This is a genomic window from Pseudarthrobacter sp. NIBRBAC000502771 (genome assembly GCF_006517215.1).
GTDB classification, from domain to species: domain Bacteria; phylum Actinomycetota; class Actinomycetes; order Actinomycetales; family Micrococcaceae; genus Arthrobacter; species Arthrobacter niigatensis.
This window is the reverse complement of the sequence record NZ_CP041187.1, coordinates 1,919,583-1,941,890: the sequence shown is the minus strand read 5'-3', so window position 1 is coordinate 1,941,890 and position 22,308 is coordinate 1,919,583. Positions and strand designations below refer to the sequence as shown.

23 protein-coding genes are annotated in these 22,308 nt (G+C 66.4%); 12 read left to right on the top strand and 11 right to left on the bottom strand.

Translation table 11 applies throughout. The features are described from left to right. Positions 1-7 precede the first annotated feature (7 nt). From paaK to NIBR502771_RS09035, 3 genes are all read left to right on the top strand, one after another. Positions 8-1,360: a phenylacetate--CoA ligase PaaK gene (paaK, locus tag NIBR502771_RS09045; protein ID WP_141159467.1), complete on the top strand. Its 1,353-nt coding sequence runs from the start codon at positions 8-10 to the stop codon at positions 1,358-1,360. Between the two features lie 91 nt (positions 1,361-1,451). Beyond that, positions 1,452-2,081, top strand: coding sequence for a TetR/AcrR family transcriptional regulator (locus NIBR502771_RS09040; protein WP_141159466.1), 630 nt, complete (start codon positions 1,452-1,454; stop codon positions 2,079-2,081). A 103-nt stretch (positions 2,082-2,184) separates the two neighbouring features. After that, a complete protein-coding gene (locus NIBR502771_RS09035) occupies positions 2,185-2,490 on the top strand; it encodes a hypothetical protein (RefSeq protein ID WP_141159465.1) in 306 nt (101 codons plus the stop codon). Between the two features lie 83 nt (positions 2,491-2,573). Here the strand turns inward: NIBR502771_RS09035 and NIBR502771_RS09030 are convergent, their stop codons facing one another. Beyond that, positions 2,574-2,981: a VOC family protein gene (locus tag NIBR502771_RS09030; protein ID WP_141159464.1), complete on the bottom strand. Its 408-nt coding sequence runs from the start codon at positions 2,979-2,981 to the stop codon at positions 2,574-2,576. A gap of 166 nt (positions 2,982-3,147) precedes the next feature. Beyond that, positions 3,148-5,259, bottom strand: a complete 2,112-nt coding sequence (gene paaZ / locus NIBR502771_RS09025) for a phenylacetic acid degradation bifunctional protein PaaZ (RefSeq protein ID WP_141159463.1) — start codon at positions 5,257-5,259, stop codon at positions 3,148-3,150. Between the two features lie 142 nt (positions 5,260-5,401). Between paaZ and NIBR502771_RS09020 the strand changes: the two genes are divergently transcribed. Further along, entirely contained in the window at positions 5,402-5,845 is a 444-nt protein-coding gene (locus NIBR502771_RS09020) for a PaaI family thioesterase (protein ID WP_141159462.1), read from the top strand. Between the two features lie 21 nt (positions 5,846-5,866). Here the strand turns inward: NIBR502771_RS09020 and NIBR502771_RS09015 are convergent, their stop codons facing one another. From NIBR502771_RS09015 to NIBR502771_RS09005, 3 genes are all read right to left on the bottom strand, one after another. Further along, positions 5,867-7,984, bottom strand: coding sequence for a S1 family peptidase (locus NIBR502771_RS09015; protein ID WP_246839846.1), 2,118 nt, complete (start codon positions 7,982-7,984; stop codon positions 5,867-5,869). Positions 7,985-8,079: 95 nt separating this feature from the next. Next, the gene (locus NIBR502771_RS09010; RefSeq protein ID WP_246839891.1) at positions 8,080-8,778 is read right to left on the bottom strand and encodes a tyrosine-protein phosphatase; all 699 of its coding nucleotides are present in this window, start codon (positions 8,776-8,778) and stop codon (positions 8,080-8,082) included. A 184-nt stretch (positions 8,779-8,962) separates the two neighbouring features. After that, complete coding sequence (locus NIBR502771_RS09005) at positions 8,963-9,571, bottom strand: GNAT family N-acetyltransferase (RefSeq protein WP_141159460.1); 609 nt, start codon at positions 9,569-9,571, stop codon at positions 8,963-8,965. Positions 9,572-9,648: 77 nt separating this feature from the next. On the opposite strand from NIBR502771_RS09005, the gene NIBR502771_RS09000 reads away from it, so the two are divergent. Both NIBR502771_RS09000 and NIBR502771_RS08995 read left to right on the top strand, forming a co-directional pair. Further along, on the top strand, positions 9,649-9,882 hold the full coding sequence (locus NIBR502771_RS09000; RefSeq protein ID WP_141159459.1) for a DUF6480 family protein: 234 nt from the start codon (positions 9,649-9,651) through the stop codon (positions 9,880-9,882). A gap of 139 nt (positions 9,883-10,021) precedes the next feature. After that, positions 10,022-10,990, top strand: a complete 969-nt coding sequence (locus tag NIBR502771_RS08995) for an IS481 family transposase (RefSeq protein ID WP_141159458.1) — start codon at positions 10,022-10,024, stop codon at positions 10,988-10,990. Here the strand turns inward: NIBR502771_RS08995 and NIBR502771_RS08990 are convergent. The 4 genes from NIBR502771_RS08990 to NIBR502771_RS08975 all read right to left on the bottom strand — a co-directional run bounded on the left by NIBR502771_RS08990 (position 10,987) and on the right by NIBR502771_RS08975 (position 14,688). After that, entirely contained in the window at positions 10,987-11,859 is an 873-nt protein-coding gene (locus tag NIBR502771_RS08990) for a 3-hydroxyacyl-CoA dehydrogenase family protein (RefSeq protein ID WP_141159457.1), read from the bottom strand. The two genes, NIBR502771_RS08995 and NIBR502771_RS08990, sit on opposite strands and share 4 nt — an antisense overlap. Positions 11,860-11,862: 3 nt before the next feature. Further along, on the bottom strand, positions 11,863-12,669 hold the full coding sequence (locus NIBR502771_RS08985) for an enoyl-CoA hydratase/isomerase family protein (protein WP_141159456.1): 807 nt from the start codon (positions 12,667-12,669) through the stop codon (positions 11,863-11,865). Continuing rightward, entirely contained in the window at positions 12,669-13,895 is a 1,227-nt protein-coding gene (locus tag NIBR502771_RS08980; protein ID WP_141159455.1) for a thiolase family protein, read from the bottom strand. The genes NIBR502771_RS08985 and NIBR502771_RS08980 overlap by 1 nt, the downstream gene beginning before the upstream one ends. A gap of 118 nt (positions 13,896-14,013) precedes the next feature. Then, positions 14,014-14,688 carry a pentapeptide repeat-containing protein gene (locus NIBR502771_RS08975; RefSeq protein ID WP_141159454.1) on the bottom strand — a complete coding sequence of 225 codons (675 nt, stop codon included), beginning with the start codon at positions 14,686-14,688 and terminating at the stop codon, positions 14,014-14,016. 124 nt (positions 14,689-14,812) lie between these two features. Between NIBR502771_RS08975 and NIBR502771_RS08970 the strand changes: the two genes are divergently transcribed. Beyond that, positions 14,813-14,989 carry a CsbD family protein gene (locus NIBR502771_RS08970; protein ID WP_043452369.1) on the top strand — a complete coding sequence of 59 codons (177 nt, stop codon included), beginning with the start codon at positions 14,813-14,815 and terminating at the stop codon, positions 14,987-14,989. A 159-nt stretch (positions 14,990-15,148) separates the two neighbouring features. Here the strand turns inward: NIBR502771_RS08970 and NIBR502771_RS08965 are convergent, their stop codons facing one another. Next, positions 15,149-16,204, bottom strand: a complete 1,056-nt coding sequence (locus NIBR502771_RS08965) for a DNA polymerase IV (protein WP_141161477.1) — start codon at positions 16,202-16,204, stop codon at positions 15,149-15,151. 126 nt (positions 16,205-16,330) lie between these two features. On the opposite strand from NIBR502771_RS08965, the gene NIBR502771_RS08960 reads away from it, so the two are divergent. Next, positions 16,331-17,068 (top strand): dienelactone hydrolase family protein, encoded by a 738-nt coding sequence (locus tag NIBR502771_RS08960; protein ID WP_141159453.1) that lies wholly within the window; start codon positions 16,331-16,333, stop codon positions 17,066-17,068. 102 nt (positions 17,069-17,170) lie between these two features. On the opposite strand, the gene NIBR502771_RS08955 is transcribed toward NIBR502771_RS08960, so the two are convergent. Then, complete coding sequence (locus NIBR502771_RS08955) at positions 17,171-18,631, bottom strand: amino acid permease (RefSeq protein ID WP_141159452.1); 1,461 nt, start codon at positions 18,629-18,631, stop codon at positions 17,171-17,173. Between the two features lie 209 nt (positions 18,632-18,840). Here NIBR502771_RS08955 and NIBR502771_RS08950 point away from each other — a divergent pair, with 209 nt between their 5' ends. The 4 genes from NIBR502771_RS08950 to NIBR502771_RS08935 are packed head-to-tail and all read left to right on the top strand — an operon-like array spanning position 18,841 to position 22,294. Continuing rightward, positions 18,841-19,602 carry a CPBP family intramembrane glutamic endopeptidase gene (locus NIBR502771_RS08950; RefSeq protein WP_141159451.1) on the top strand — a complete coding sequence of 254 codons (762 nt, stop codon included), beginning with the start codon at positions 18,841-18,843 and terminating at the stop codon, positions 19,600-19,602. A gap of 51 nt (positions 19,603-19,653) precedes the next feature. Beyond that, a complete protein-coding gene (locus NIBR502771_RS08945) occupies positions 19,654-20,094 on the top strand; it encodes a VOC family protein (RefSeq protein WP_141159450.1) in 441 nt (146 codons plus the stop codon). A 22-nt stretch (positions 20,095-20,116) separates the two neighbouring features. Then, on the top strand, positions 20,117-21,070 hold the full coding sequence (locus NIBR502771_RS08940; protein WP_141159449.1) for a 1,4-dihydroxy-2-naphthoyl-CoA synthase: 954 nt from the start codon (positions 20,117-20,119) through the stop codon (positions 21,068-21,070). Between the two features lie 12 nt (positions 21,071-21,082). After that, positions 21,083-22,294 (top strand): AMP-binding protein, encoded by a 1,212-nt coding sequence (locus tag NIBR502771_RS08935; protein WP_141159448.1) that lies wholly within the window; start codon positions 21,083-21,085, stop codon positions 22,292-22,294. The last annotated feature ends 14 nt before the right edge of the window (positions 22,295-22,308 follow it).

Below are 22,308 nucleotides of genomic sequence, written 5' to 3'. Positions count from 1 at the left end.
GAAAATCATGACCCTGCATGCCCCCGAAACCCCCGCCGCTGCCGGCATCGATCCTGGCCTGGACCGCGAGGAGACTATCTCCCGCGACGAGCTCGAGGCCCTCCAGCTCACCCGCCTCCAGCACACCGTGGCCTACGCCTATGAGCGCGTGCCGCTGTACAAGCGCAAGTTCGACGAAGCCGGGATCCACCCCGGCGAGCTGCGCGAACTCGAGGACCTTGGCAACTTCCCCTTCACCACCAAGGACGACCTGCGGGAGGAATACCCGTTCGGCATGTTCGCGGTGCCGCAGAACCAAGTAGCCCGGATCCATGCCAGTTCCGGCACCACCGGCCGGCCCACCGTTGTCGGCTACACCAAGCAGGACCTGGCCGACTGGGCCAAACTCGTTGCCCGCAGCTTCCGTGCCTCCGGCATCCGCCCCGGCATGAAGGTCCACAACGCCTATGGCTACGGCCTCTTCACCGGCGGCCTCGGCGCGCACGCGGGAGCCGAGGCCCTGGGCTGCACCGTCATCCCCATGTCCGGCGGCCAGACCGAGCGCCAGATCCAGCTGATCCAGGACTTCAAACCGGACGCCATCCTTGCCACGCCCACGTACCTGCTCACCATCGCCGACGCCATGGCACACATGGGCATCGACCCCGCCTCCACCTCACTGAAGTTCGCCGTCCTCGGCGCCGAGCCGTGGACCCAGGAGATGCGCCACGAACTCGAAGTGATGATGAACATCAAGGCGTGCGACATCTACGGCCTGTCCGAGGTCATGGGCCCGGGCGTGGCGGGCGAGGCCGTTGAAACCCAGGACGGCAGCCACATCTGGGAGGACCACTTCCGCCCCGAAATCATCGACGCCTTCAACCCGGCCCCGGGCAAGGAAAACGTCCTGCGCGACGGCGAGCACGGCGAGCTGGTCTTCACGTCGCTCACCAAGGAAGCGCTGCCCATCATCCGCTACCGGACCAAGGACCTCACCCGCCTGCTGCCCGGATCGGCGCGTCCGGCGCACCGCAGGATGGGCCGCATCACCGGCCGCAGCGACGACATGATCATCCTGCGCGGCGTGAACCTGTTCCCGTCCCAGATCGAGGAAATCGCCCTCCGCATCCCCGAGCTGAGCCCGCATTTCCAGCTCGAACTGACCCGCCCGGAAGGCCAGCGCATGGACCAGCTGACGGTCCGGATCGAGCGCCGGGACGCGGTCACCGTTGAGCAGAGCACGACGGCGGCGCGCACCTTGAAGGAACAGATCAAGATCCACGTGGGTTCTTCGTGCACCGTGAACGTGGTGGAACCCGGCTCGCTGGAGCGGTCCAACGGCAAGCTCCGCCGTATCTACGACATGCGGCCCAAGGCGTAGTGATACATGCTGCGGGGCGTGGCCGGCCGGGGAACCTCCCGGCCGGCCCGGGCTCCCGGACCGACCGACCGTTCGTGAGAAACTAGCCACTATGCCCAGCACCAGCCAGACCACCAGCCCCGCCGTCGGCGGCGCCGCCAAGCGCGGCCGTCCCGGATACGACCAGCAGTCCGTGCTGCGCATCGCCGTCGACGTTTTCAACCGCCATGGCTACGACGCCACGTCCATGGGGATCCTGGCGGACAACTTGGGCATCTCCAAGTCCGCGATCTACCACCACGTGCCGTCCAAGGGCGACCTGCTCAAGCTTGCCCTTGACCACGCGCTCGGCGGCCTTGAGTCCATCCTTGAGCAGCCGGAGGCCGCCTCAGGGGCCGCGGACTCCCGGCTGGAGTTTGTCCTCCGCCAAACGGTGGCGGTGCTGGTGGACCGCCTGCCCTTCGTCACGCTGCTGCTGCGGCTGCGCGGCAACACCGAAATCGAGCGGGACGCGCTGGAACGCCGCCGGACCTTCGACCACAAGGTGGCCGTGCTGATTTCGGCCGCCCGCGACGAGGGTTCGCTCCGCCAGGACATCGATCCCCGCACCGTCACGAGGCTCCTGTTCGGCATGATCAACTCGATCGTGGAATGGTACAAGCCGGGCGGGTCCCTCTCCCCGCAGCGCCTGGCCGACGACGTCATCTCCATGGCATTCGACGGCCTGCACGCAGACTTATAGGCCGCGCAGCCCCGGGACGCAGCAAAGTACTAAGCGTGCTTGGTATTTAGCGGCTCCCCGGCTACGGTGGTAGGAAACCAGTGATTCCAGGGAGGTAGGGAAGATGAGCACCCATAAAGAAGAGCCCGACGGAGGATTCATCATCCCGGATCCGTCAAAGCTCCGCGAAGACATCCCCGGCGACGCCGGCGACGAGGCCAACGCAATCCGCTTCAGCGAAGAGCAGGCCCTGATCGAGGAGCAGTCGCACGGAATCCGCCCCGACACCTACAGCGTCCCGCCGGGCGGCCCCACCATGGACGAGGCCCGCGGCAACATGGACCTCTCCGACCGCAGCGAAGACGGCCACGGCACCGGCCGCGAGGATGACAGCAGCGACGACGGCCTGCACGGCGGCGCCGAGAGCTAACGCCGGCATACAGTGCAACAGCAGGGGCACCCCGATCCGACCGGGGCGCCCCTGCTGTTTTTGTTTGTCAGCGTGCCGAATGCCTAGACCTGGTACTCCGGCCCGCTGCCCAGGTTCTGGTGGACGCAGAGGATATTGTGCTCGGTGTCCATGAACCATGCGCACTTCTCGGATGCCGTGGTGCAGATGTGGTTTTCCGTCTTCAGCGTGGGCAGGTCGTAGTCCTGGAACATGACGCCCCGCGCCTCCATGTCACGGACGGCAGCCTCGATGTCCGCCACCTCAAAACTCAGCGCCGTGTGGTCCGAATGCCTGCCGTCGGAGACCGGCATCAGCTGCAACAGCGGCCCGCCGTCGGTGCCGAGCAATTCGCTGCCATCGTCCGTCATTCCGCGGTGCGGGAGCCCCAGCTTTTCGGTATAGAAACTGCGGGCACGGGCTGCATCATCGACAGGAAGGATGGTTGTGGCTGCGTTCATTTTCAGGGTCATTGGGGCCACCTCCTACGGGCAGAATCATACGCCCGGCGGCCCCAAAAAGAACCGCGTCCAATTGCCCCATCACCTCCCGCCCACCAAACCCAAACGCCCCATCACTTTCTTCAAAGAAGTGATGGGGCGTGTGGGAAGAACCGACAGTAAGTGATGGGGCGTGTGGCTACTTTTCGACGAGGGTGAGGACGTCGTAGGTGGCCACGATCTCGTCATCCTGGTTGGTGAGCACGGCGTCCCAGGCCACTTCACCGTACTCGTCGGTCTCGCGCGGCGTGATCTTCTTGGCGGTGAGGGTCACGCGGATGGAATCGCCGGCGGCAACCGGCTTGGTGAAGCGTGCGTTCTCCAGGCCGTAGTTGGCCAGGACGGGGCCCGGCGCAGGCTCCACGAAGAGTCCTGCGGCCCAGCTCAGCAGCAGGTAGCCGTGCGCCACGATGCCCGGGAAGATCGGGTTGGCTGCCGCGGCCTCTTCGTTCGTGTGGGCGTAGAAGGTGTCCCCGGTGGAGTTGGCGAACGCCGTGATGTCCTCCAGGGTGACCTGCCGGAGGTCCGAGCGGACGGCGTCGCCGATCCGCAGGGTGGACAGGTGCTTCCGGAACGGGTGGGTTCCTTCGGTCTCCACGGTGAAGTTGCGGTCAGCCCCGGTGTGCCACACGCCGGTGACGGCGGTGAGCATGTTCGGGGAGCCCTGGATGGCGGTCCGCTGCATGTGGTGCAGCACGGACCGGATGCCGCCCAGTTCCTCGCCGCCGCCGGCGCGTCCCGGCCCGCCGTGGACCAGGTGGGGAACGGGTGAGCCGTGCCCCGTGGAGGAGCGGGCGTCCTCGCGGTTGAGCATCAGGACGCGGCCGTGGTGGGCTGCGATCCCGGTGACCAGTTGGCGGGCCGCCTCAGGATCGTTGGTGCACACCGAGGCCACCAGGGAACCGCCGCCGCGGGCGGCGAGGCGGACGGCGTCGGCCAGGTCCTTGTAGCCGATCACGGAGGACACCGGCCCGAAAGCCTCGAGCGAGTGGATTGCCTCGGCTTCCGGGTTGTCCCAGTTCAGGACCACTGGTGCCATGAAGGCCCCACCGTCCACTACCCCGGTTGTTCCATCGGCGGAGGTGACCGACGGCGAATCGAGCGTTCCGTACGCAAGCTTACCGCCGGCGTCGAGCATTGACTGCACGGCGGCACGGACATCCTGCAGCTGTTCCACGGACGCGAGGGCGCCCATGGTGACGCCTTCGCCGCGGGGGTCACCCAGGACCACGCGCTCGGCGATGCGCTTGCCGATGGCCGCGGACACGGCCGGCACCAGTTCCTGCGGAACGATGGCCCGGCGGATGGCGGTGCATTTCTGGCCCGCCTTGACCGTCATCTCGGTGACCACGGACTTGACGAAGGCATCGAATTCCGGGGTCCCCTCCACAGAGTCCGGGCCAAGGATGGCGGCGTTCAGGGAGTCGGTCTCCGAAGTGAACCGGACGCCGCCCTCCACAACGTTCTGGTGGGCCTTCAGGGACTTGGCCGTGGAGGCGGAACCGGTGAAGGCCACCAGGTCGCGGTAATCCAGCACGTCCAACAGGCCGCGGACCGACCCGGAGATGAGCTGCAGGGAGCCCTTGGGCAGGATGTTGGATTCCACGATGGCCTTGACCACGGCTGCGGCAACATATCCCGTTGGGGTGGCCGGCTTGACGATGGTGGGGACACCGGCGAGGAAGGCGGGGGCGAACTTTTCGAGCATGCCCCAGACCGGAAAGTTGAAGGCGTTGATCTGTACGGCGACGCCCGGGATGCGGGTGTAGATGTGTTCGCCGGCGAATGACCCGTCCTTGGAAAGGACTTCCATAGGGCCGTCCACCACCACCTGGGCGTTGGGCAGTTCGCGCCGGCCCTTGGAGCCGAAGGTAAACAGGACACCGATGCCGCCGTCGATGTCCACCATCGAGTCGATCTTGGTGGCACCGGTCTGGTAGGAGAAAGCGTAGAAGTGCTCGCGGCGCGCGTTGAGGTACTGCGCCAGCTCCTTGAGCTTGAGGGCGCGCTGGTGGAAGGTCAGCTGGCCCAGTCCGGCCTGGCCGGTGGTGCGGCCGTACTCCACGACGGCGCCGAGGTCCAGCCCCTCCGTGCTCACCTTGGCCAGGATCTCCCCCGTGCTCGCGTCCCGGACGGGGACCGCGGAAGCCGAGGAGCCGGCGTCGGGCGTCCACCAGGCGTCCATGACAAAACTGGGCACTGTCTCCACGGTGTCGACCGTGGCCTGGGGAGCTGTGGCTGTGGTGGTCATCGTTGACGGTCCTTCCAACAAGGGGGCAGGCAAACCGGCCGGTCATTACTGACCGTCCGTTCGGTAATATATTCACCATACATGACGTGCCGTGCTGCAGACTAGAAGGCCAGCACTGAATTGGCCGCCCCAAAGGAGAACCATGAACGCCCCTGCCCCGAAAGATGATGCCGGAAGCCAGCCCTCGGAGCACGAACTCTGGAAGATCACCCTCGGGGAGCTGGACGAGAAGATGGGCGTGAAGATCCTGGAAGAGTCCGTGGAGCGCGTGGTGGCCACCATGCCCGTGGCGGGGAACAGGCAGTCGTTCGGGCTGCTGCACGGCGGCGCTTCCCTGGCGGTGGGCGAGGCAGTCGGGTCCTGGGCCGCGGTGATCCATGCCAGCACCATGGGCAAGACTGCCGTGGGCGTGGATGTCTCCGCCACCCACCACCGCTCTGCGCGTGAGGGCCAGGTGACCATCACCGCCACGCCGATCCACCTGGGCGGCACACTCACCACCCACGAGGTGCTGATCACCAACGAGGCCGGCCAGCGGCTGTGCACGCTGCGCATCACCAACCTGCTGATGAAGCGCCACAAGTAGCGGCGGCTGCCCCAAGGAACCCTAGTCCAACTGCCTCCTCCTGCGGCGGACAATGACCGTCAGCAGGATCCCGATGACCAGCGCAGCGCCCGCACCAGCCGCCGCCGGCACCAATCCGGATGGTCCGGTATAGGCCAGTCCGCCGCTGCCGGCATCCCCGCTTCCGCCCGTGTTGGCAAGTCCGGCGGGAGGTGCGCTGGTGGCCGGGCCGGCTGCCGGCGGAGGTACGACGGCGGGAGTTTCAGCGGGCGCCACGGGTGACGGATCTGCGGGGGCAGGGACAGCCGGAGCAGGCACGGTTGCGGCGGAAGCGGGCGGAGCAGGCGTAGCTGGCGCGGGTGATGACGGGGCCGCTGCCGTTGGCGGCGCGGTCGGTGCCGGGCTGGCCGGAGGAACCGGCGGTGCGGCGGACGCGAATTCGAAGCTGTTCGCACCGGACCTGCTGTACCCGTTGACCGTTTCCGCGGTGAACCGCAGCGTGCCCGCATCCTGCGGAGCTGTGAAGGTCCACGTCCCGGCGGAGTCCACGGGCACCTCAAACGGATCCTTTCCCTGGAACGTGATGCGGACCGAGGATCCTGCCGCGACCGCAGATGCTGGAGCCGCCGGAACCTGGCCGCTGATCTGTTGGCCAGGCTGGTAGGCCTTCCCGGCAGCGGGGGCCGTGACGGCAGGCTTGTTGAGGAACAATTCCAGTTGGTAGCCGGGCAGCACCGCAAGGGCATCCTGCAGGGTAGCTGCGATGGCCCGGGTCTGGACGCCGTTCTCGCTCTCGGCACCGGTGTGGGTCCCAACGGCAAAGTTGCCGCTGATCCACGGGCCGCCGGAGTCCCCTCCCTTCGACTTGACCGTCGATGAATCAAAGGCGCGGACCGGCCGGAGATCGTTGTCGTAGTTGGGCGGAAGACTCTTTTCGCCCGGCATCATCCAGATGCCCACGGCATCGACCGTGCCGCATTTCCAGCCGGAGGTCCGGCCGGACCTGCAGACGTCCTGGCCTTGGAAGGGCGCCATGGTTCCGATGATTTTGACTGGGTCCGGTGCCGCCGGAGACGCCCAGGTGGTGGTTGCCGGCAGGGGGTTCACCGACGGTGCGATGTTTTGGATGACGGCGATATCAGTTCCGGCCACGGACCCGTCCGCCGCTGCCGCCGAGTTGCCGGGGCCGCCGAACTGGCTGAACCCAAAGGTGCCCAAGGGTGCCAGCGGAGGCAGCGGTTGGGGCGTGGCGGCACCGGGGCCGCTGGCGGGCGCCCACGAGGGGGGCTCCACGGCCGCCTGCCGTGCCAGTCCGTCAGCAGTGCAGTGGCCGGCAGTCAGGACCAAGGGCAGCCCCGCCGGGCTGAACGCGCTGAAACCGGCCGAGCAGATCGCGGTGTTGTCGGCGTAGTACCCCTGTCCGCCCAGGAGATCCCCCTCGGTTTTGACCGCGGCGCCCTTCTCCAGTTTTACGTTGGTGTACAGGGCAACAAACTGCGCCGGCGTCATCTTGCCGGTGCCGGTTGGGCCGCTGGTGGCCGGGGTGGCCTCCGGCTGGTTTGCCTGGGTTCCGGACTCAGGAGTATTGACGGACCCGGTACGGATGACGAAATGGCCGCCGGTGTAGGCGATTGCCTGGAGGCCCTGGGGTCCGACATCGCGGAGGTAGGCCCTGTACAGCTGGTCGATGTCGCCCGCGACGAGCACGGGTGCCGGCGGAGATGCCGGCGGCGTGTCCTGCAGGGCGGCGGCGGACGGGGCAGCCGGTGTTGACGCGGGCGTGGCCATGGGTGGAACCAGCACAAAGTCCGCGTGACCCGAGCGGTTCAGTTCATCCACTTTGGCCCGAAGCTCCGGCCCGTCACCCTGCACCTTGATCGTGCCGGCGTCCAGGCTGATGCCCACGAAGCCAGGCAGGGTCCGTAAGCCGGGCGCTGCCTCAGCGGCCCGGCGGCCGAGCTCGCCGGCAGCATTGAATTCGGCCATGCTAATGCCGAGATCACGCCGAAGCGCCTCAGCCACGCCAGCGCTGGAGGGCCCCGTCGTGTCCACGGGAACGTCCGGGGTGGCAGGCACGGGCTGCGCCACTGCGGGTCCGGCAGCCAACCCGAATGACAGCATCACGCCGGCCATGGTTCCTGCGACAAAGATCTTCTTCATGGGGCTCGCCGTTCCGCTCATCCACGCCCGCGTCGAGGCGCTCGGTGACTTCAACTGCCATCAACAAATATCAGCAGTCACTTCAGTAACTTGAGTCACAAGGTTATCTTCCGGAACGCGAGGTCGGAAACAGAATCAAGCTCCGCTTCCGGCAGTCCATGGGCCAGGAGGTAGCCGCGGGTGTCCAAATTGCGGACGAATTCCACCACTGCAAGCCCGCGCTGCTCCAGCAGGGGCCCAAGTTCCCCCTCTGTCAGGTATCGCTCCCGGCTGTGTGGCGGCCCATGCGTGCGGTAGCGCTCGTTGATGCCGCGGGCGGCCCGCCGGTAACCATCGGCGATTTCCTCATCGGAGTCACCCGCCAGGTCCTGGATCATGGCTGCCACCAGTCCGCTGCGGTCGCGCCCGGCGGCGCAGTGCAGCACGACGTCTCCCCTGGGTGCAGCAAGGGCCAGCGCCCGGAAGACGCCCACCAGTTTCTCCGGGAAGAGCCTGGCATTCTCGGGATAGTGGGCTGGATCGTTCAGGTAGGGTCCGGTGACGGATGCGAACCGCGGATCGCCCGACTCCTCTGTGGGCGCCTGGACCACGTCGAAGGCCGCCCAGGCGCTGGCCGGAACCACTGGATCCGAGTCCCGGCGCCGCCCCTCCGAGGGGTTCCGGAGATCCACCACGGTGCGGACGCCGTCGTCGAACGCCTGTTTCCAGCCCTTTTCGGTCAGCCACTCCCGCCGCCCCATCCGGTAGATTCCACCGGATATCCGCCACGCGTTGACGGCGCCATCCCAGCCCACCGGCCTGCCCTGTTCGCCCACCAGCACAGCTAACCACACGCGCCTGCATGAGGCCCCCAAAAGTCCTCTGCAGGAAGGGTAGAAAGCCCCCATGACGGCCCGTGGCTGGGGCAATACCCTGTCAACTACGCAGCTACGCCAGAAGATCCACGTTCAAAGGGGAACCAGATATAAGGCTCACCCACTAACCCCGGCGGGCCAGCCGGTGCTCAAGCCCGGCGCGGACCGCCGGCCATTCATGCTCCAGGATGGAGAACACCACGGTGTCGCGCAGGTTGCCGTCGCTGGTCCGTGAATGGCTGCGGAGCACGCCGTCCTGCTTGGCGCCCAGCCGTGCGATCGCGTCCCGCGACTGGTGGTTGAGCCAGTGCGTGCGGAACTCCACGGCCGGGCAGCCCAGCACTTCGAAGGCATGCCGGAGCAGCAGCAGCTTTGAGTCGGGATTGGTCCCTGTCCCCTGCACGGACGCCGCGTTCCAAGTGGAGCCGATCTCCACCCGGGGCGTGGCCGGGTCGATGTTCATGTAGGTGGTCATGCCGATAATGCGGCCCGGCCCGCCCGTGCCCGGATCAATGAGCCGGGTGGTGAAGGGCAGCATGGATCCCAGCTCCTGCAGGGCGAGCCGGCGCCGGATTTCCGCGGCCATGGCCTCCGGTTCCGGAACCGAGGTGTACCAGAGCTTCCAAAGCTCGCCGTCCCTGGCCGCTTCCAGCAGTCCGTCGTGGTGTTCCGTCGCCAGCGGCTCCAGGATTACATGCCGGCCGGTCAGGGTAAGGGGTTCAAGGAAAGTCACTGCACCAGCCTAGGACCAATCACCGGGGCCGGTTACGCTGGGAAAACCCAGACCGCGAGCAAGGCAAGGGAGTTAACGTGTCAGGAACCAATCCGGACCCGGAAGACGACAAGATCACCGGCCTGGAGCCCGGCGGTGGAGTGCCGCCGGGAGAAACCCCGCCGGGCGAAGGTTCCGTGGCGGGCACCCAGGAGCCCCGCCAGCCGGGCTCCGGCCGGGGTCAGCAGATCTTCTGGCTGGCGGCCATCGGAGCGGGCGTGCTGCTGTTCCTGCTGTACTTCATCGGCTACATCGTGGGCTTTTTTGACTAGGCCTTGCTCCGGCCGGCGGCCAGCCTAGCTGTATTGACCACAGACGTTAGTGACGCCCGGCGTGGTTTGGTGACATGAAGAAGACCTCCGGGTGGAGTGGGGCTTGTCTAGAGTCCTTTTTCCACACACGGAGGTCTTCGTGTCCCACCCTAATGCTTTCCTCACTCCTCGTGGCCGGTTACAGCTCGCGCAGTGTGTTGTTGATCAGTGCTGGAGCCTGCGCCGTGCCGCGGAGCGGTTTCAGGTTTCGGTCCCGACTGCTGAACGTTGGGCGAAGCGCTACCGCCAGGAGGGACCCGAAGGAATGGTGGACCGTTCGAGTCGGCCACATTCCTCGCCCCGCAGGACTGCTACGCGTACCGAACGGAGGATCATTGCCGTGCGTGTGAACCGCCGGTGGGGCCCTGCCAGGATCGGCTATCTGCTGGGTCTGCACCCCTCGACCGTCCACCGGGTACTGTCCCGCTACCGGCTGGCGAAACTAACCTGGCTCGATCGCGGCACAGGACGAGTGATCCGCCGTTATGAACACGACAGGCCGGGGGATTTGGTCCACGTGGACATCAAGAAGCTGGGCCGGATCCCCGATGGCGGCGGACATCGAGTCGTGGGCAGGACCGCTGGCTGGAAGAACAAGACCGGCACCAAGGCCAACCGCCGGCCCGGCTACCACTACCTCCACAATGCCGTGGATGACCACTCACGACTGGCTTACACCGAGATCCTCACTGACGAAACCAAGGAAACGGCAGCAGGCTTCTGGGTGCGGGCAAACGCCTGGTTCAAAGAACACGGAGTTACCGTCCAACGTGTTCTGACTGACAACGGGAACTGCTACCGGTCCCATGCTTTCGCCGAAGCGCTGGGTCCGAATATCAAACACAAACGCACCCGCCCCTACAGACCACAAACCAACGGCAAAGTCGAACGGTTCAACCGCACCATGCTTGAGGAATGGGCCTACATCCGCCCCTACCGCTCAGAAGCCGAGCGAGTTGCTGCTTTCCCCGACTGGCTCCATGCTTACAATCACCATCGAGCCCACACTGCACTCAAAGGTAAGACACCGGCCAGCCGCGTCATCAACCTCTCAGGTCAATACACCTAGCTGGGCCAGTCAAAGAACCCCTTGCCGGTTTTGCGGCCGAGTTCACCGCGCGCCACCTTGTCGCGCAGGATCTGCGGCGGCGCGAACCGCTCCCCCAGCGTCGAGTGCAGGTATTCGGCGATGCCCAGGCGGACGTCCAGGCCCACAATGTCAGTGGTTTTCAGCGGCCCGGTGGGGTGTTTGTAGCCCAGCACCATGGCGGCATCGATGTCTTCCGCCGATGCCACGCCCTCCTCCACCATCCGCATCGCTTCCAACGCAATGGCCACGCCAAGGCGGGAGGAGGCAAAGCCCGGAGCATCGTTGACGACGACGGCGGTCTTGCCGAGTGCCTCAACCCAGGTTTTGGCCGCGGCAGCAAGTTCGGGAGACGTACGTTCGCCCAGCACCACCTCGATAAGCGTGGATGCCGGTACCGGGTTGAAGAAATGCAGGCCAAGGAAGTTCGCAGGCCGCTTCAGTTCACGGGCCAATCCGTTGACGGACAGCGAAGAGGTGTTGGACGCGATGTAGCTGTCCTGCCCCAGCCGTTCCTCAATTCCCCTCAATGCCGTGACTTTGAGGTCCCAGTCTTCGGGGACGGCTTCGACCACCAGCTGGCGGTCTTTGAAAGCGTCGTAGTCGGTGCTGACGGTCAGCCGGGTCACCAGCTCTTCGAAGTTGGCATCCACTGCACCCCGTTCGATGCTCTTCAACGCTGCGGACTGCACGCGTTCCTGCGCGGCCTCGGCGGAAACGTCGTCGCGCTCCACCACCAGCACGTTGGCGCCCTTGATCAGGAAGGCGTGCGCGATGCCCGCGCCCATGCGGCCGCCACCCAGTACGCCAACGAAAGGGGGAAGGCCGGGGGCTACTGATGAATTACTCATGGTCTACTTTCCGTCGGCGGGGTTGGCGGAGGCGGCTGCCTTCTTCGCTGCATTGCGGTCCAGGAACGCCTGCATCCGGTCGAATTTGGCCTGGGACTCGAAGAGGATGCCCTGGGCCAGCTGGTCGATGAGCGGATGCGCTTCTGCGGGCGCGTGGAACACGGATTTGGTGATGCGGACGGCCAGCGGATCCTGCCGCCCGATCCTGTTGGCCAGGCTGTGCGCCGCGTCCAGGAGATCGGCGGGGTCGTGGATTTCCGTGATGAGGTTGGCGGCCTTGGCTTCGTCGGCGCCAAGGACCAGCCCCGCCAGCAGGATCTGCTTGGCCAGTGGCTCGCCAACGAGTTCCCGGAGCCGCCAGCTGGCGCCGGCGGCGGCGAGGATCCCCAGCCCCGTTTCCGGATTGCCGATCCGCACGTTGGGGGTGCCGATGCGGAAGTCTGCGGCGTAGGCAAGTTCCGCGCCGCCGCCCAGGCAGTAGCCGTCCAGTGCGGCGATGACCGGCATGGGCAGCTTGGCGATCCGCACGAAGATGGTGGAGTTGATGCCCTGCAGGGCGTCGTCGCGCCGGCGTTCGCGCAGCTGGGCAATATCGGCACCGGAGGCGAAGACCCCGTCCACGCCGGCGATGATCAGCACCTTGGGGTTTTGTTCCAGGGCCGCGCAGACGGTGTGGAGTTCGTCCACCATCTGCTGGTCGATCGCGTTCTTTACCTGGGGCCTGTTGAGCAGCACCACCACCCGGTCCTCGCGCTCCTCAACGAGGAGCGCGGAGAAGTTCCCGGCCGCGAGGTCCACCGGTGCCGCCATCAGATTTTCTCCAGCAGCATCGCAGTGCCCTGTCCCACGCCGACGCACATGGTGGCAAGCCCGAACTTCGCGTCCTCGCGTTCCATCCGCCCCAGCAGGGTGATGGCAATCCGCGACCCGCTGGAGCCGAGGGGGTGCCCCAGGGCGATCGCGCCGCCGTCCCGGTTCACGATCTCCGGTTCCAGCCCAAGCCGGCGGATGCAGGCCAGGGACTGCGTGGCAAAGGCTTCATTAAGCTCGACGGCGGACAGGTCGCCGACGCTCAGGCCGCTTCGCTTGAGCACCTTTTGGGTGGCAGGCACGGGGCCGATGCCCATGATCTCGGGCTCACAGCCGGCAGAGGCGCCGTCGATGATGCGGGCGCGCGGAATGAGGCCAAGCCGCTCAATGGCTGCTTCGGAGGCGATGATAATGGCGGAGGCGCCGTCGTTCAGGGACGAGGAGTTCCCGGCCGTCACCACGGACCCGCCGTGCGCCACGGGCTTAAGCTTCGCGAGAACGTCCATGCTGGTACCGGCGCGCGGGCCCTCGTCGGTGTCCACCACGGTCTCCGACTTGCGGGTCTTGACTGTGACGGGCACGATTTCGTCCTTGAACCGGCCCGCCTCGATGGCGTCCAGAGCGAGCTGGTGGGAACGGACGGCGAATGCGTCAGCGTCCTCACGGGAGATGCCGTCCACCCGGGCTACTTCCTCCGCCGTTTCCGGCATGGAGTAAGTCATCTTGCCGTCCCGGGACAGGCCGCCGTGCTGGAAGTGGGGATTGGTGAAACGCCAGCCGATGGAGGTGTCGAAGATCTGGCCCGGCTTGGCGAAAGCGCTGGTGGGCTTTTCCTGGACCCAGGGGGCGCGGCTCATGGACTCCACCCCGCCGGCGATCACAATGTCAGCTGCGCCGGCCTTGATCATGTGGCTGGCCTGGATGATGGCACTGAGGCCGGAAGCGCAGAGCCGGTTCACCGTGATTCCCGGAATATGCAGGGGCAGTCCGGCCAGCAGGGTGGCCATCCGGGCCACGTTGCGGTTTTCCTCGCCAGCGCCGTTGGCGTTGCCAAGGATGACTTCGTCAATGCTTTCCGGGTCCAGGCCGGCGCGTGCCACGGCTTCGCGGACCACGAGGGCCGCGAGGTCATCCGGCCGCACGGCGGACAACGCCCCTCCGTACCTGCCCACGGGCGTTCGGACGCCGCCAACAAGGAAAGCCTGTGGACCTGCGGTTGCAGCCATGGAAACACCCTTCACGCGATAAACAGCACTGTCATCGGCGGCCGGCACAGCAGAATGTTCCACTTACCGACCGTTCGTTCTGTAAATGGTACACGGCAGGGTCATGCTGCGCATCCGGTTACAGGACGGTCACCCCCAGGTGCGCGGCGATCAGGGGTGCCAGGAGGCCCAATTGGTACTCATCGATGACAAGCCCGGACATGCTGCCCAGGCCGCTGATTTTGCGGAATTCCGTGCCCCTGATGTCGAAGTCCTTCAATGTGGCTCCGGCCAGGTCCAGCGATCCGACGGTGCAGTCCTCCAGCTTCACCCTTGTTGCGGTGGCGGCCCCCAGGTCCAGTTCGTTGATGATGCAGCCGCTGATCAGCACGTCAGTAAGCTTGGCCCCGCGGAGGTTGAGGAAGTCCACCTTGCCGCCGTCGATCCGGACGGACTGCCAGCCGCTCTCATAGAGTTCAGCGGAGCCCAGGCGGGGATTGCGGAACTCAACCTCGCGCCAGGTGCTGCGGGCACCGCGGAACACGGGTGCATACAGCTCCCCCAGGATGCTGTCGCGGAACGAGGCACCCCGAAGCTGTGCCTCGTTGAAGGAAGCACCCTCAAAAAGGCATTCGGAAAAGACCGTTCCGCCAAGCTCCAACCCATCCCCGTCGATACGGCTGAACCGAACGTTGTCATGCCTGCCGGCATGCTGGATAGCGACTTCCGGCGAGTCCTCGAGGCCCGGCAACTCCACGGGGGAGAGCCTGGGTGCCGCAACTGCTGCCGGGCGCTTGCCACGCACTTTGTCCATATCCCCGAGCCTAGCCCCGGCCCCCGACAAGGAACACCGCGCGGGAGGGCTTGAAATAGTAAGCAGGCTTTGCTTATCGTGAAGGGGCACGGTTGATCGACGGAAACGAAAGGAGGCCGGAACCATGGGCCTCGGAGACAAGATCAGTAACGCGGCAGAGGACCTTGGCGGCAAGGCCAAGGAAGCTGCAGGCAACGCGACCGACAACGACCGCCTGAAGGCAGAAGGCCAGGCCGACCAGGTCAAGGCAGACGCCAAAAAGGTGGGCGAGAGCGTGAAGGACGAATTCAAGCGCGACTAGTCCTTGCTGGGGCAGCCGCAGCGAACGGCGTGCTGCCACAGCCCAAAACGGCGGCGGATCCACTGGATCTGCCGCCGTTTCGCTGTCACCGAACCATCGACTGCCGGGTACCTGTCGTTTTGAGGCCTGAAAACGACAGGTACGGAGCAATGGTTGGGGTTACCAACCGCTGCGGGTGGGTGTGTGCCCCTGCCGCGAGTCGTCCGGCATGGTCATTTCGGCCCGCAGCCCGAGGAGCCGGACAGGACGCCCCGGCTCGATCTTCGCCGCCAGGTCAAGGGCCTTGGCCAACACCTCGTCGGCATCGGTGGTCTCCGGGATTTTCCGGCCATACGTCTTGGTGGTGAACGGGGCGTAGCGCACCTTCAGGGTCAGGCCCACCACGGGCCGCCCCTCGGCAGCGACATCCTCCAGGACGTGCGCCGCCAACTCGCGGACGGCGTCGTCAATCTGTTGCGGCTCCGCCAGGTCCCGCTGGAAGGTTGTTTCACGGCTGTGCCCCCGCGCCACCCAGGGGGTGTCATCGACGGTCCGGGAACCGTCGCCCCGGCCAAGCTGTGCATACCAGGGCCCCATTTTTGGACCGAATTCGGGAACCAGGTCAGCGGGGTTGGCCGCTGCCAGTTCAGCAACGGTCTTGATGCCCAAGGTGGCGAGGCGGCGGGATACCGCCTTTCCCACACCCCACAGCTCAATCGTGGGCCGCTCCCCCATGACCTCCAGCCAGTTGTCCTCCGTGAGCCGGAAAACACCGGCGGGTTTACCGAAGGTGGTGGCGACCTTGGCACGGACCAAGGTGTCGCCGATGCCGACGCTGCAGTGCAGCCGGGTTTCCGCCAGGACTGCCTGCTGGAGTTGGCGGGCGAAGGCCTCCGGATCAGACGTTTCAAGGCCTACGAATGCCTCGTCCCAGCCAAGCACCTGGACCGTGGTTCCCGGCTGTGAACGGAGCACCGCCATGACCTTCCCGGACGCCTCAACATAGGCGTCATGGTCCACGGGCAGGATCACCGCGTCCGGCACTTTTCGCGCCGCGATCCGCAGCGGCGTGCCCGATCCCACGCCGTAGGCACGTGCTTCGTAGGACGCTGTGGACACCACAGCACGCTCGGCAGGATCGCCACGGCCGCCTACGATAACCGGCCGGCCCGCCAGCTCGGGGCGGCGCAGCACCTCGACGGCCGCGATGAACTGGTCCAGGTCCACATGCAGCACCCACGGTTCGCTCACAGGCCCCAGTCTGCCCCGGCGGACCGCCCGGCACCACCCCGGCCACCCGCCGTAGTAATTCCCGGGCGCAACCGGCGAGACATCCCCGGACCGGCCGGTTAGCCTTGGCCCATGACGAATGTAGACCTGAGTGCGGAGAGCGCCGCTGCCGGCGGCTCGCCCTCCCTGAACGGCTACCTCGCCGTACCTGCTGGACAGGGTCCTTTTCCCGGCGTCGTGATGATCCATGAAGCGTTCGGCCTGGATGACCAGACCCGGCGGCACGCGGACCGGCTGGCAAAGGCCGGATACCTTACCCTGGCCTTGGACCTGTACAGCGACGGCGGCCCGCGGCGGTGCCTGGTGGGAACCATGCGGGCCATGGCGGCCCGCGCCGGCAGGCCTTTCACCGACATCGCCACAGCCCGTACCTGGCTGGCGCAGTCCGAGCTGGGCAATGGCAGGACCGGGGTAATCGGATTCTGCATGGGCGGCGGCTTTGCCCTGCTCACCGCGCGCGACGGGTTCGATGCCGCCTCCGTCAACTACGGCCGGCTCCCGGGCAAGGAACAGCAGGACCTGGTGGAGGCACTGCGTGGCTCCTGCCCCATCGTGGCCAACTACGGCGGAGCGGACAGGTCCCTGAAGGGGGCCGCGGCGCGCCTCGAATCAGCCCTGGACCAGCTGGGCATCGAGCACAGCGTGAAGGAGTTTCCCGGCGCAGGCCATGCTTTCCTCAATGACGAAGAAATCGGACCAGTACTCCTCCGCCCGCTGATGCGGGTCATGGGCGTGGGGCCGGACCCGGCATCCGCCCCCGAGGCCTGGCGGCGCATCGAGGACCACTTCGCCAGGTACCTGAAGGACTGAGGCAGCCAGCCGGGTGGACCCATCCCGGCACCCTGTGGAAACGCCGACGGCGGGCCGCCCCTCCAAGGGGTCGGCCCGCCGTCGAACGCAGTCCGGAAAAACCTAGCTGAAGAGCTCGCTCTTGGGCTGGTTGTCCTTGACCTTCTGCCAGCCCAGCCAAAGGACCACGGCGAAGAACGGAATGGTGGCCAGCGTCCAGAGGCCCAGGTAGAAGACCTCGCCGTCCTTGCTGGTCATGGTGTCGAAGCCGATGAGCACGGTGATGACGAGCAGGGCGACGAGTCCGGCCCAGCTGGTCCAGGGCGAGCCCGGCATGGGCAGGCTGGAGACGTTGCCCTTTTTCTTCCGCAGCGCGATCTGGCTGGCGAAAATGGAACCCCAGGTGAAGATCACGCCGATGGAGGCGGTGTTCAGGGCGAGGTCGAATGCGTGGGAACCGCCCAGCCAGATGTTGAGGAGGATGCCCACCAGGTAGACGCCGCCGATGGCCAGGATCGCCGCGTAGGGCACGTGGCGGGTGGACATGCGGGTCAGCCACTGCGGGGCGTGGCCGTTGTTGGCCATGGTCCGGAAGATCCGGCCGATCGAGTACAGGCCTGAGTTGCACGAGGACAGTGCAGCGGTGATGACGATCATGTTCATGACATCGCCCATCCAGCCCAAGCCCATCTGGCCGAAGACGGTGACGAACGGGGAGGTGCCGGCATGGTACTGGTCCGAGGGAAGCAGCATGGCAAGCAAGGTCACGGAGCCGACGTAGAACACGACAATGCGGAGGACGACGGCGCGGATCGCCTTGGGAACTTCGCGTTCCGGGTTCTGCATCTCGCCCGCGGTGATGCCCACCAGCTCGATGGCGTTGTAGGCAAAGATCACGGCGTTCAGGACCAGGATCATCACCAGGGCGCCCTTGGGGAACATGCCGCCGTCGGCCGCGAAGAGGTTGTTCACCGATGCGTGGCCCCCGCCCACCTTGGCGTTGGTGACCACCATGAAGGTGCCCACGGCCAGGAAGATGACGATGGCGGCGACCTTCAGGACGGAAGCCCAGAATTCGAATTCACCGAAAGCCTTCACGCTGAACAGGTTCACGGCCACCAGCAGCACCAGCGCTGCGATGGCGGACAGTTCAACGGGGACGTTGGGGAAGAAGAACTGGAAGTACAGGCCGATCGCGATGAGCTCGGCGATGCCGGTCATGGCCCAGTTGATGAAGTACATCCACCCGGAGAGGAAGGCGCCCTTCTTGCCGAACATCTCGCCGGCGTAGCTGACGAACGAGCCGGAGGTCTGGCGGTACATGATGAGCTCGCCCAGGGCCCGCATGAGCAGGTAGGCGATGACGCCGGCGATGGCGTAGGAGAAGATCAGGGCCGGGCCGGTGGAGGCGAGGCGTCCGCCGGCGCCCATGAAGAGGCCGACGCCGATTGCGCCGCCCATGGCGATCATGGTGACGTGGCGTCGGCCAAGCGTCTTTTTGTATCCCTCGGCGCTGAGGGAGGGGTCGACGGCGGAGGATGGCGCCGCGCTGTTCTTTAGTTCTGTGGGGGTACTTTGAGGCACAACTGTTCCTTGTGGGTTGGGGGTTGGCCGCATCCGGTCTTCGTATGATCAAGCTCACAAAATTCGGCCTTTAGGCCTGGGGACCAGCAGATGTGAGGGTGAATCGGCCGAACTGCCGAAGCTTCACGCGGCCTGACCATCTTACAAGACGGTGTGGGGTGGTACGTGACGCGCACTACACGGCCGCCCCCGGCGATAGGCTTGGAGGCATGGCCACAGCCCACCGCTTACCGCCCGCCCCGCAGCCGCAGCTGTACCGATTTTCCCCGCTGGACCTGGCCACGCTGTGCCTCTACGTTGCCATCGCCGGCTTCTTCGCGGTGGCCGGCAACGTGCTCGCGCCCTTGCTTCGGCAGATCGCCCTATCCCCGGCAGCGGCGTCCTACGCCGTGAACCTGCTGTTTTATGCCTCGGTGGGAATACTGGCGCTCCTGGCTGCCCGCAGAGTGGTGGTCAGGGACCTCAAGGTCCTGGCAACCCGGCCATGGTTCACGCTGCTGATGGTGCCGGCAGCCGTCATCGCCATGATGATCCTCACCGCCGTGGTGGTGGCAGCCAACGGGCAGGTTGAAACCTCGGCCAACCAGGCAGGGCTGCAGGCACTGATGCAGCAGGTCCCGGCATGGCTCATGGTTCCGCTGCTGGTGGTGGTGGGCCCGTTCGTGGAGGAGTACATTTTCCGCCACCTCCTCATTGGGAAGATGTCCCGCCGCGTGAACATCTGGATCTGCTGCGCGCTTTCGGTGGCGCTTTTCGCGGCCCTCCATATCGTGGGCCAGGAGGCGGTGACCCTGACTGCGCTGCTCCCCTACCTGGCGATGGGCGCCACGCTGGTGTTCGTCTACGTGTGGACCGGGAAGAACGTGATGTTCTCCTACTTCGTCCATGCCGCCAAGAACCTGCTGGCCGTGGTCCTGGTGTACGCCATCCCGCCGGAGCTGATCAGCCAGATGCAGAACGTCCAGGCCTGAGCACCCGCACCGGACCTTCCCCAACGAGCCGGCCGCCCGTACCGTGGACGGATGGGACTGAACATCCAGATTGTTGTCGATTCCGCCAGCCCGCATGAGCTGGCCGACTGGTGGGCCGAAACCCTGCAGTGGGCGGTCGAACCCCAGGACGCCGGGTTCATCCGCTCCATGATCGAGCAGGGCTACGCCACCGAAAACCAGACTATGACGCACCGCGGGAACCTGGTGTGGAAGGACGGCGCCGCCATCCGGCCACCGGAAGAGATTGAGGCCAAGGATCCGCAGCGGCGCATCCTGTTCCAGACCGCACCCGAGGGAAAAACGGTGAAGAACCGGGTGCACTGGGACGTCCGGCTGGACGGCAGGGACAAGGACGACGTACGGCGCGAACTCGAGGCACGCGGGGCTTCCTTCCTTTGGTCGGCGCGGCAGGGCCCTCACTCCTGGCACACCATGGCGGACCCCGAGGGCAACGAGTTCTGCATCAGCTAAGCACGATTACTAGACTTGGACGGTGAGCAACCAGATCCCCGCCCCGGTGTCCGACGTCTTCGATCCCACGCGCTGGCGGGTGGTCTCCGGCTTCGAGGACTTCCAGGACATGACCTACCACCGGCAGGTGGAACGGGATTCCGGGGGCGGCTGGGTACGTGACCTGCCAACGGTCCGGATCGCATTCAACCGGCCCGAGGTCCGCAACGCGTTCCGGCCGGGGACCGTTGACGAGCTCTACCGAGCCATGGACCACGCCCGGATGACCCCCGACGTGGCCACCGTGCTCCTCACCGGCAACGGCCCCTCCCCCAAGGACGGCGGCCACTCCTTCTGCTCCGGCGGCGACCAGCGGATCCGGGGCCGGGACGGGTACCGGTACGCCGACGGCGAGACCCATGAAACCATCGACCCCGCCCGTGCCGGCAGGCTCCACATCCTTGAGGTCCAGCGGCTGATGCGCACCATGCCCAAGGTGGTCATCGCCGTCGTCAATGGCTGGGCGGCCGGCGGTGGCCACTCACTGCATGTCGTGTCAGACCTGACCATAGCGTCCCGGCAGCACGGCAAGTTCAAACAGACCGACGCCACGGTGGGAAGCTTTGACGCCGGCTACGGCTCAGCGCTCCTGGCCCGGCAGGTGGGCCAGAAGACGGCCCGCGAGATTTTCTTCCTGGCCCGCGAATATTCCGCGGAAGACATGGTCCGCATGGGCGCGGTCAATGAGGCCGTTGACCACGAACGCCTGGAGGAGGTGGCACTGGAGTACGCCGCGGACATCGCACGGCAGTCCCCGCAGGCCATCCGCATGCTGAAGTTCGCGTTCAACCTGGCCGACGACGGACTGGCGGGCCAGCAGGTGTTCGCCGGCGAAGCCACCCGGCTGGCCTACATGACGGACGAAGCCGTAGAGGGCAAGGAGGCCTTCCTGCAAAAACGCGACCCCGACTGGTCACGCTTCCCGCACTACTTCTAAGGCAGGACGGCAATGAACAGCGAAGCCTCACCCAGGACGGGCCACGGCGGTCCGCTCAACATCGAACCGGCCCTGAAGGCCCTCGCGGCCGCCCTCCATGGCGAGGGCCCCGCCGTCGAACTGTCCGTGGGCCCGGACGGCGGCCTGATCGTTGGGCACGTCGAGACCCCCGGCTGTGACGACGCCGTGGCCGTGGTCCGCACGTCCGGGTCCACCGGGGCACCCAAGGCAACCCTGCTGACCGTGGAGTCCCTGGCGGCCTCCTCGATGGCCACCGCGCTGCGGCTCAAGGGCGAGGGCCAGTGGCTGCTGGCCCTGCCCGTCCAGTTCGTTGCCGGCATCCAGGTGCTGGTGCGGTCCCTCTTTGCCGGCACCCGGCCCTGGGTCATGGACATGTCCAGCGGCTTCACCCCGGAGGCCTTCACCGCGGCCGCGCTGGAACTGACGGACAAGATCCGGTTCACGTCCCTGGTCCCCACGCAGCTCCAACGCCTCCTGGACCAGCCCTCCCCCGAGACGCTCGCCGTGCTGCGGCGCTTCAACGCGGTCCTGCTGGGTGGCGCGCCTGCGTCCCCGGCCCTGCTGGCCGCCGCCCGCGATGCCGGAGTCCGGGTGGTCACCACGTACGGATCCGCGGAAACGTCCGGCGGCTGCGTGTACGACGGCTACCCCCTGGAAGGCGTCTCCGTCCGGGTGGCTGAAGACGGCCGCATCCTGCTGGGCGGGGACACCGTGGCCGCCGGGTACATCGAAGCCCCTGATGAAGAGACCGGGACGTTCTTCGAAGAGGACGGCGTGCGCTGGTACCGCACCAGCGACCTCGGCTCGATCGACGACGACGGCCGGCTCACCGTGCTGGGCCGGGCCGACGACGTCATCATCACCGGCGGCGTCAAGGTTTCCGCCGGTCACGTGCAGGAGCGGCTGGAACAGGACGACGCCGTCGCGGCGGCGTTCGTGGCCGGGGTCCCCTCCGCCGAATGGGGCCAGGCGGTGGCGGCCTACGTGGCGCTGGCACCCGACCGTGGAGCCGCCGCTGAAGCCGGACCCGGGCAGGAGGCAGGGGATCCCGCCGTCGCCCTTCAACAGCGCTGGCAGCAGGAGCTGGGGGTGCTGGCGCCCAAAACGGTCCGCACCGCGCCGGCGCTGCGGATGTTGCCGAACGGAAAGCCGGACCGGCTCGCCATGACCGCCGAACTCAGCACCCAGCACGGGGGAAAGTAGAGTGGACCTGCACC

Excerpts from the sequence above, each read along its gene's own strand:
- paaK (WP_141159467.1), top strand. The coding sequence starts at position 8 with ATGACCCTGCATGCCCCCGAAACCCCCGCCGCTGCCGGCATCGATCCT.
- NIBR502771_RS09040 (WP_141159466.1), top strand. The coding sequence starts at position 1,452 with ATGCCCAGCACCAGCCAGACCACCAGCCCCGCCGTCGGCGGCGCCGCC.
- NIBR502771_RS09035 (WP_141159465.1), top strand. The coding sequence starts at position 2,185 with ATGAGCACCCATAAAGAAGAGCCCGACGGAGGATTCATCATCCCGGAT.
- NIBR502771_RS09030 (WP_141159464.1), bottom strand. The coding sequence starts at position 2,981 with ATGACCCTGAAAATGAACGCAGCCACAACCATCCTTCCTGTCGATGAT.
- paaZ (WP_141159463.1), bottom strand. The coding sequence starts at position 5,259 with ATGACCACCACAGCCACAGCTCCCCAGGCCACGGTCGACACCGTGGAG.
- NIBR502771_RS09020 (WP_141159462.1), top strand. The coding sequence starts at position 5,402 with ATGAACGCCCCTGCCCCGAAAGATGATGCCGGAAGCCAGCCCTCGGAG.
- NIBR502771_RS09015 (WP_246839846.1), bottom strand. The coding sequence starts at position 7,984 with ATGAAGAAGATCTTTGTCGCAGGAACCATGGCCGGCGTGATGCTGTCA.
- NIBR502771_RS08990 (WP_141159457.1), bottom strand. The coding sequence starts at position 11,859 with ATGAGTAATTCATCAGTAGCCCCCGGCCTTCCCCCTTTCGTTGGCGTA.
- NIBR502771_RS08985 (WP_141159456.1), bottom strand. The coding sequence starts at position 12,669 with ATGGCGGCACCGGTGGACCTCGCGGCCGGGAACTTCTCCGCGCTCCTC.
- NIBR502771_RS08980 (WP_141159455.1), bottom strand. The coding sequence starts at position 13,895 with ATGGCTGCAACCGCAGGTCCACAGGCTTTCCTTGTTGGCGGCGTCCGA.
- NIBR502771_RS08975 (WP_141159454.1), bottom strand. The coding sequence starts at position 14,688 with ATGGACAAAGTGCGTGGCAAGCGCCCGGCAGCAGTTGCGGCACCCAGG.
- NIBR502771_RS08970 (WP_043452369.1), top strand. The coding sequence starts at position 14,813 with ATGGGCCTCGGAGACAAGATCAGTAACGCGGCAGAGGACCTTGGCGGC.
- NIBR502771_RS08960 (WP_141159453.1), top strand. The coding sequence starts at position 16,331 with ATGACGAATGTAGACCTGAGTGCGGAGAGCGCCGCTGCCGGCGGCTCG.
- NIBR502771_RS08950 (WP_141159451.1), top strand. The coding sequence starts at position 18,841 with ATGGCCACAGCCCACCGCTTACCGCCCGCCCCGCAGCCGCAGCTGTAC.
- NIBR502771_RS08945 (WP_141159450.1), top strand. The coding sequence starts at position 19,654 with ATGGGACTGAACATCCAGATTGTTGTCGATTCCGCCAGCCCGCATGAG.
- NIBR502771_RS08935 (WP_141159448.1), top strand. The coding sequence starts at position 21,083 with ATGAACAGCGAAGCCTCACCCAGGACGGGCCACGGCGGTCCGCTCAAC.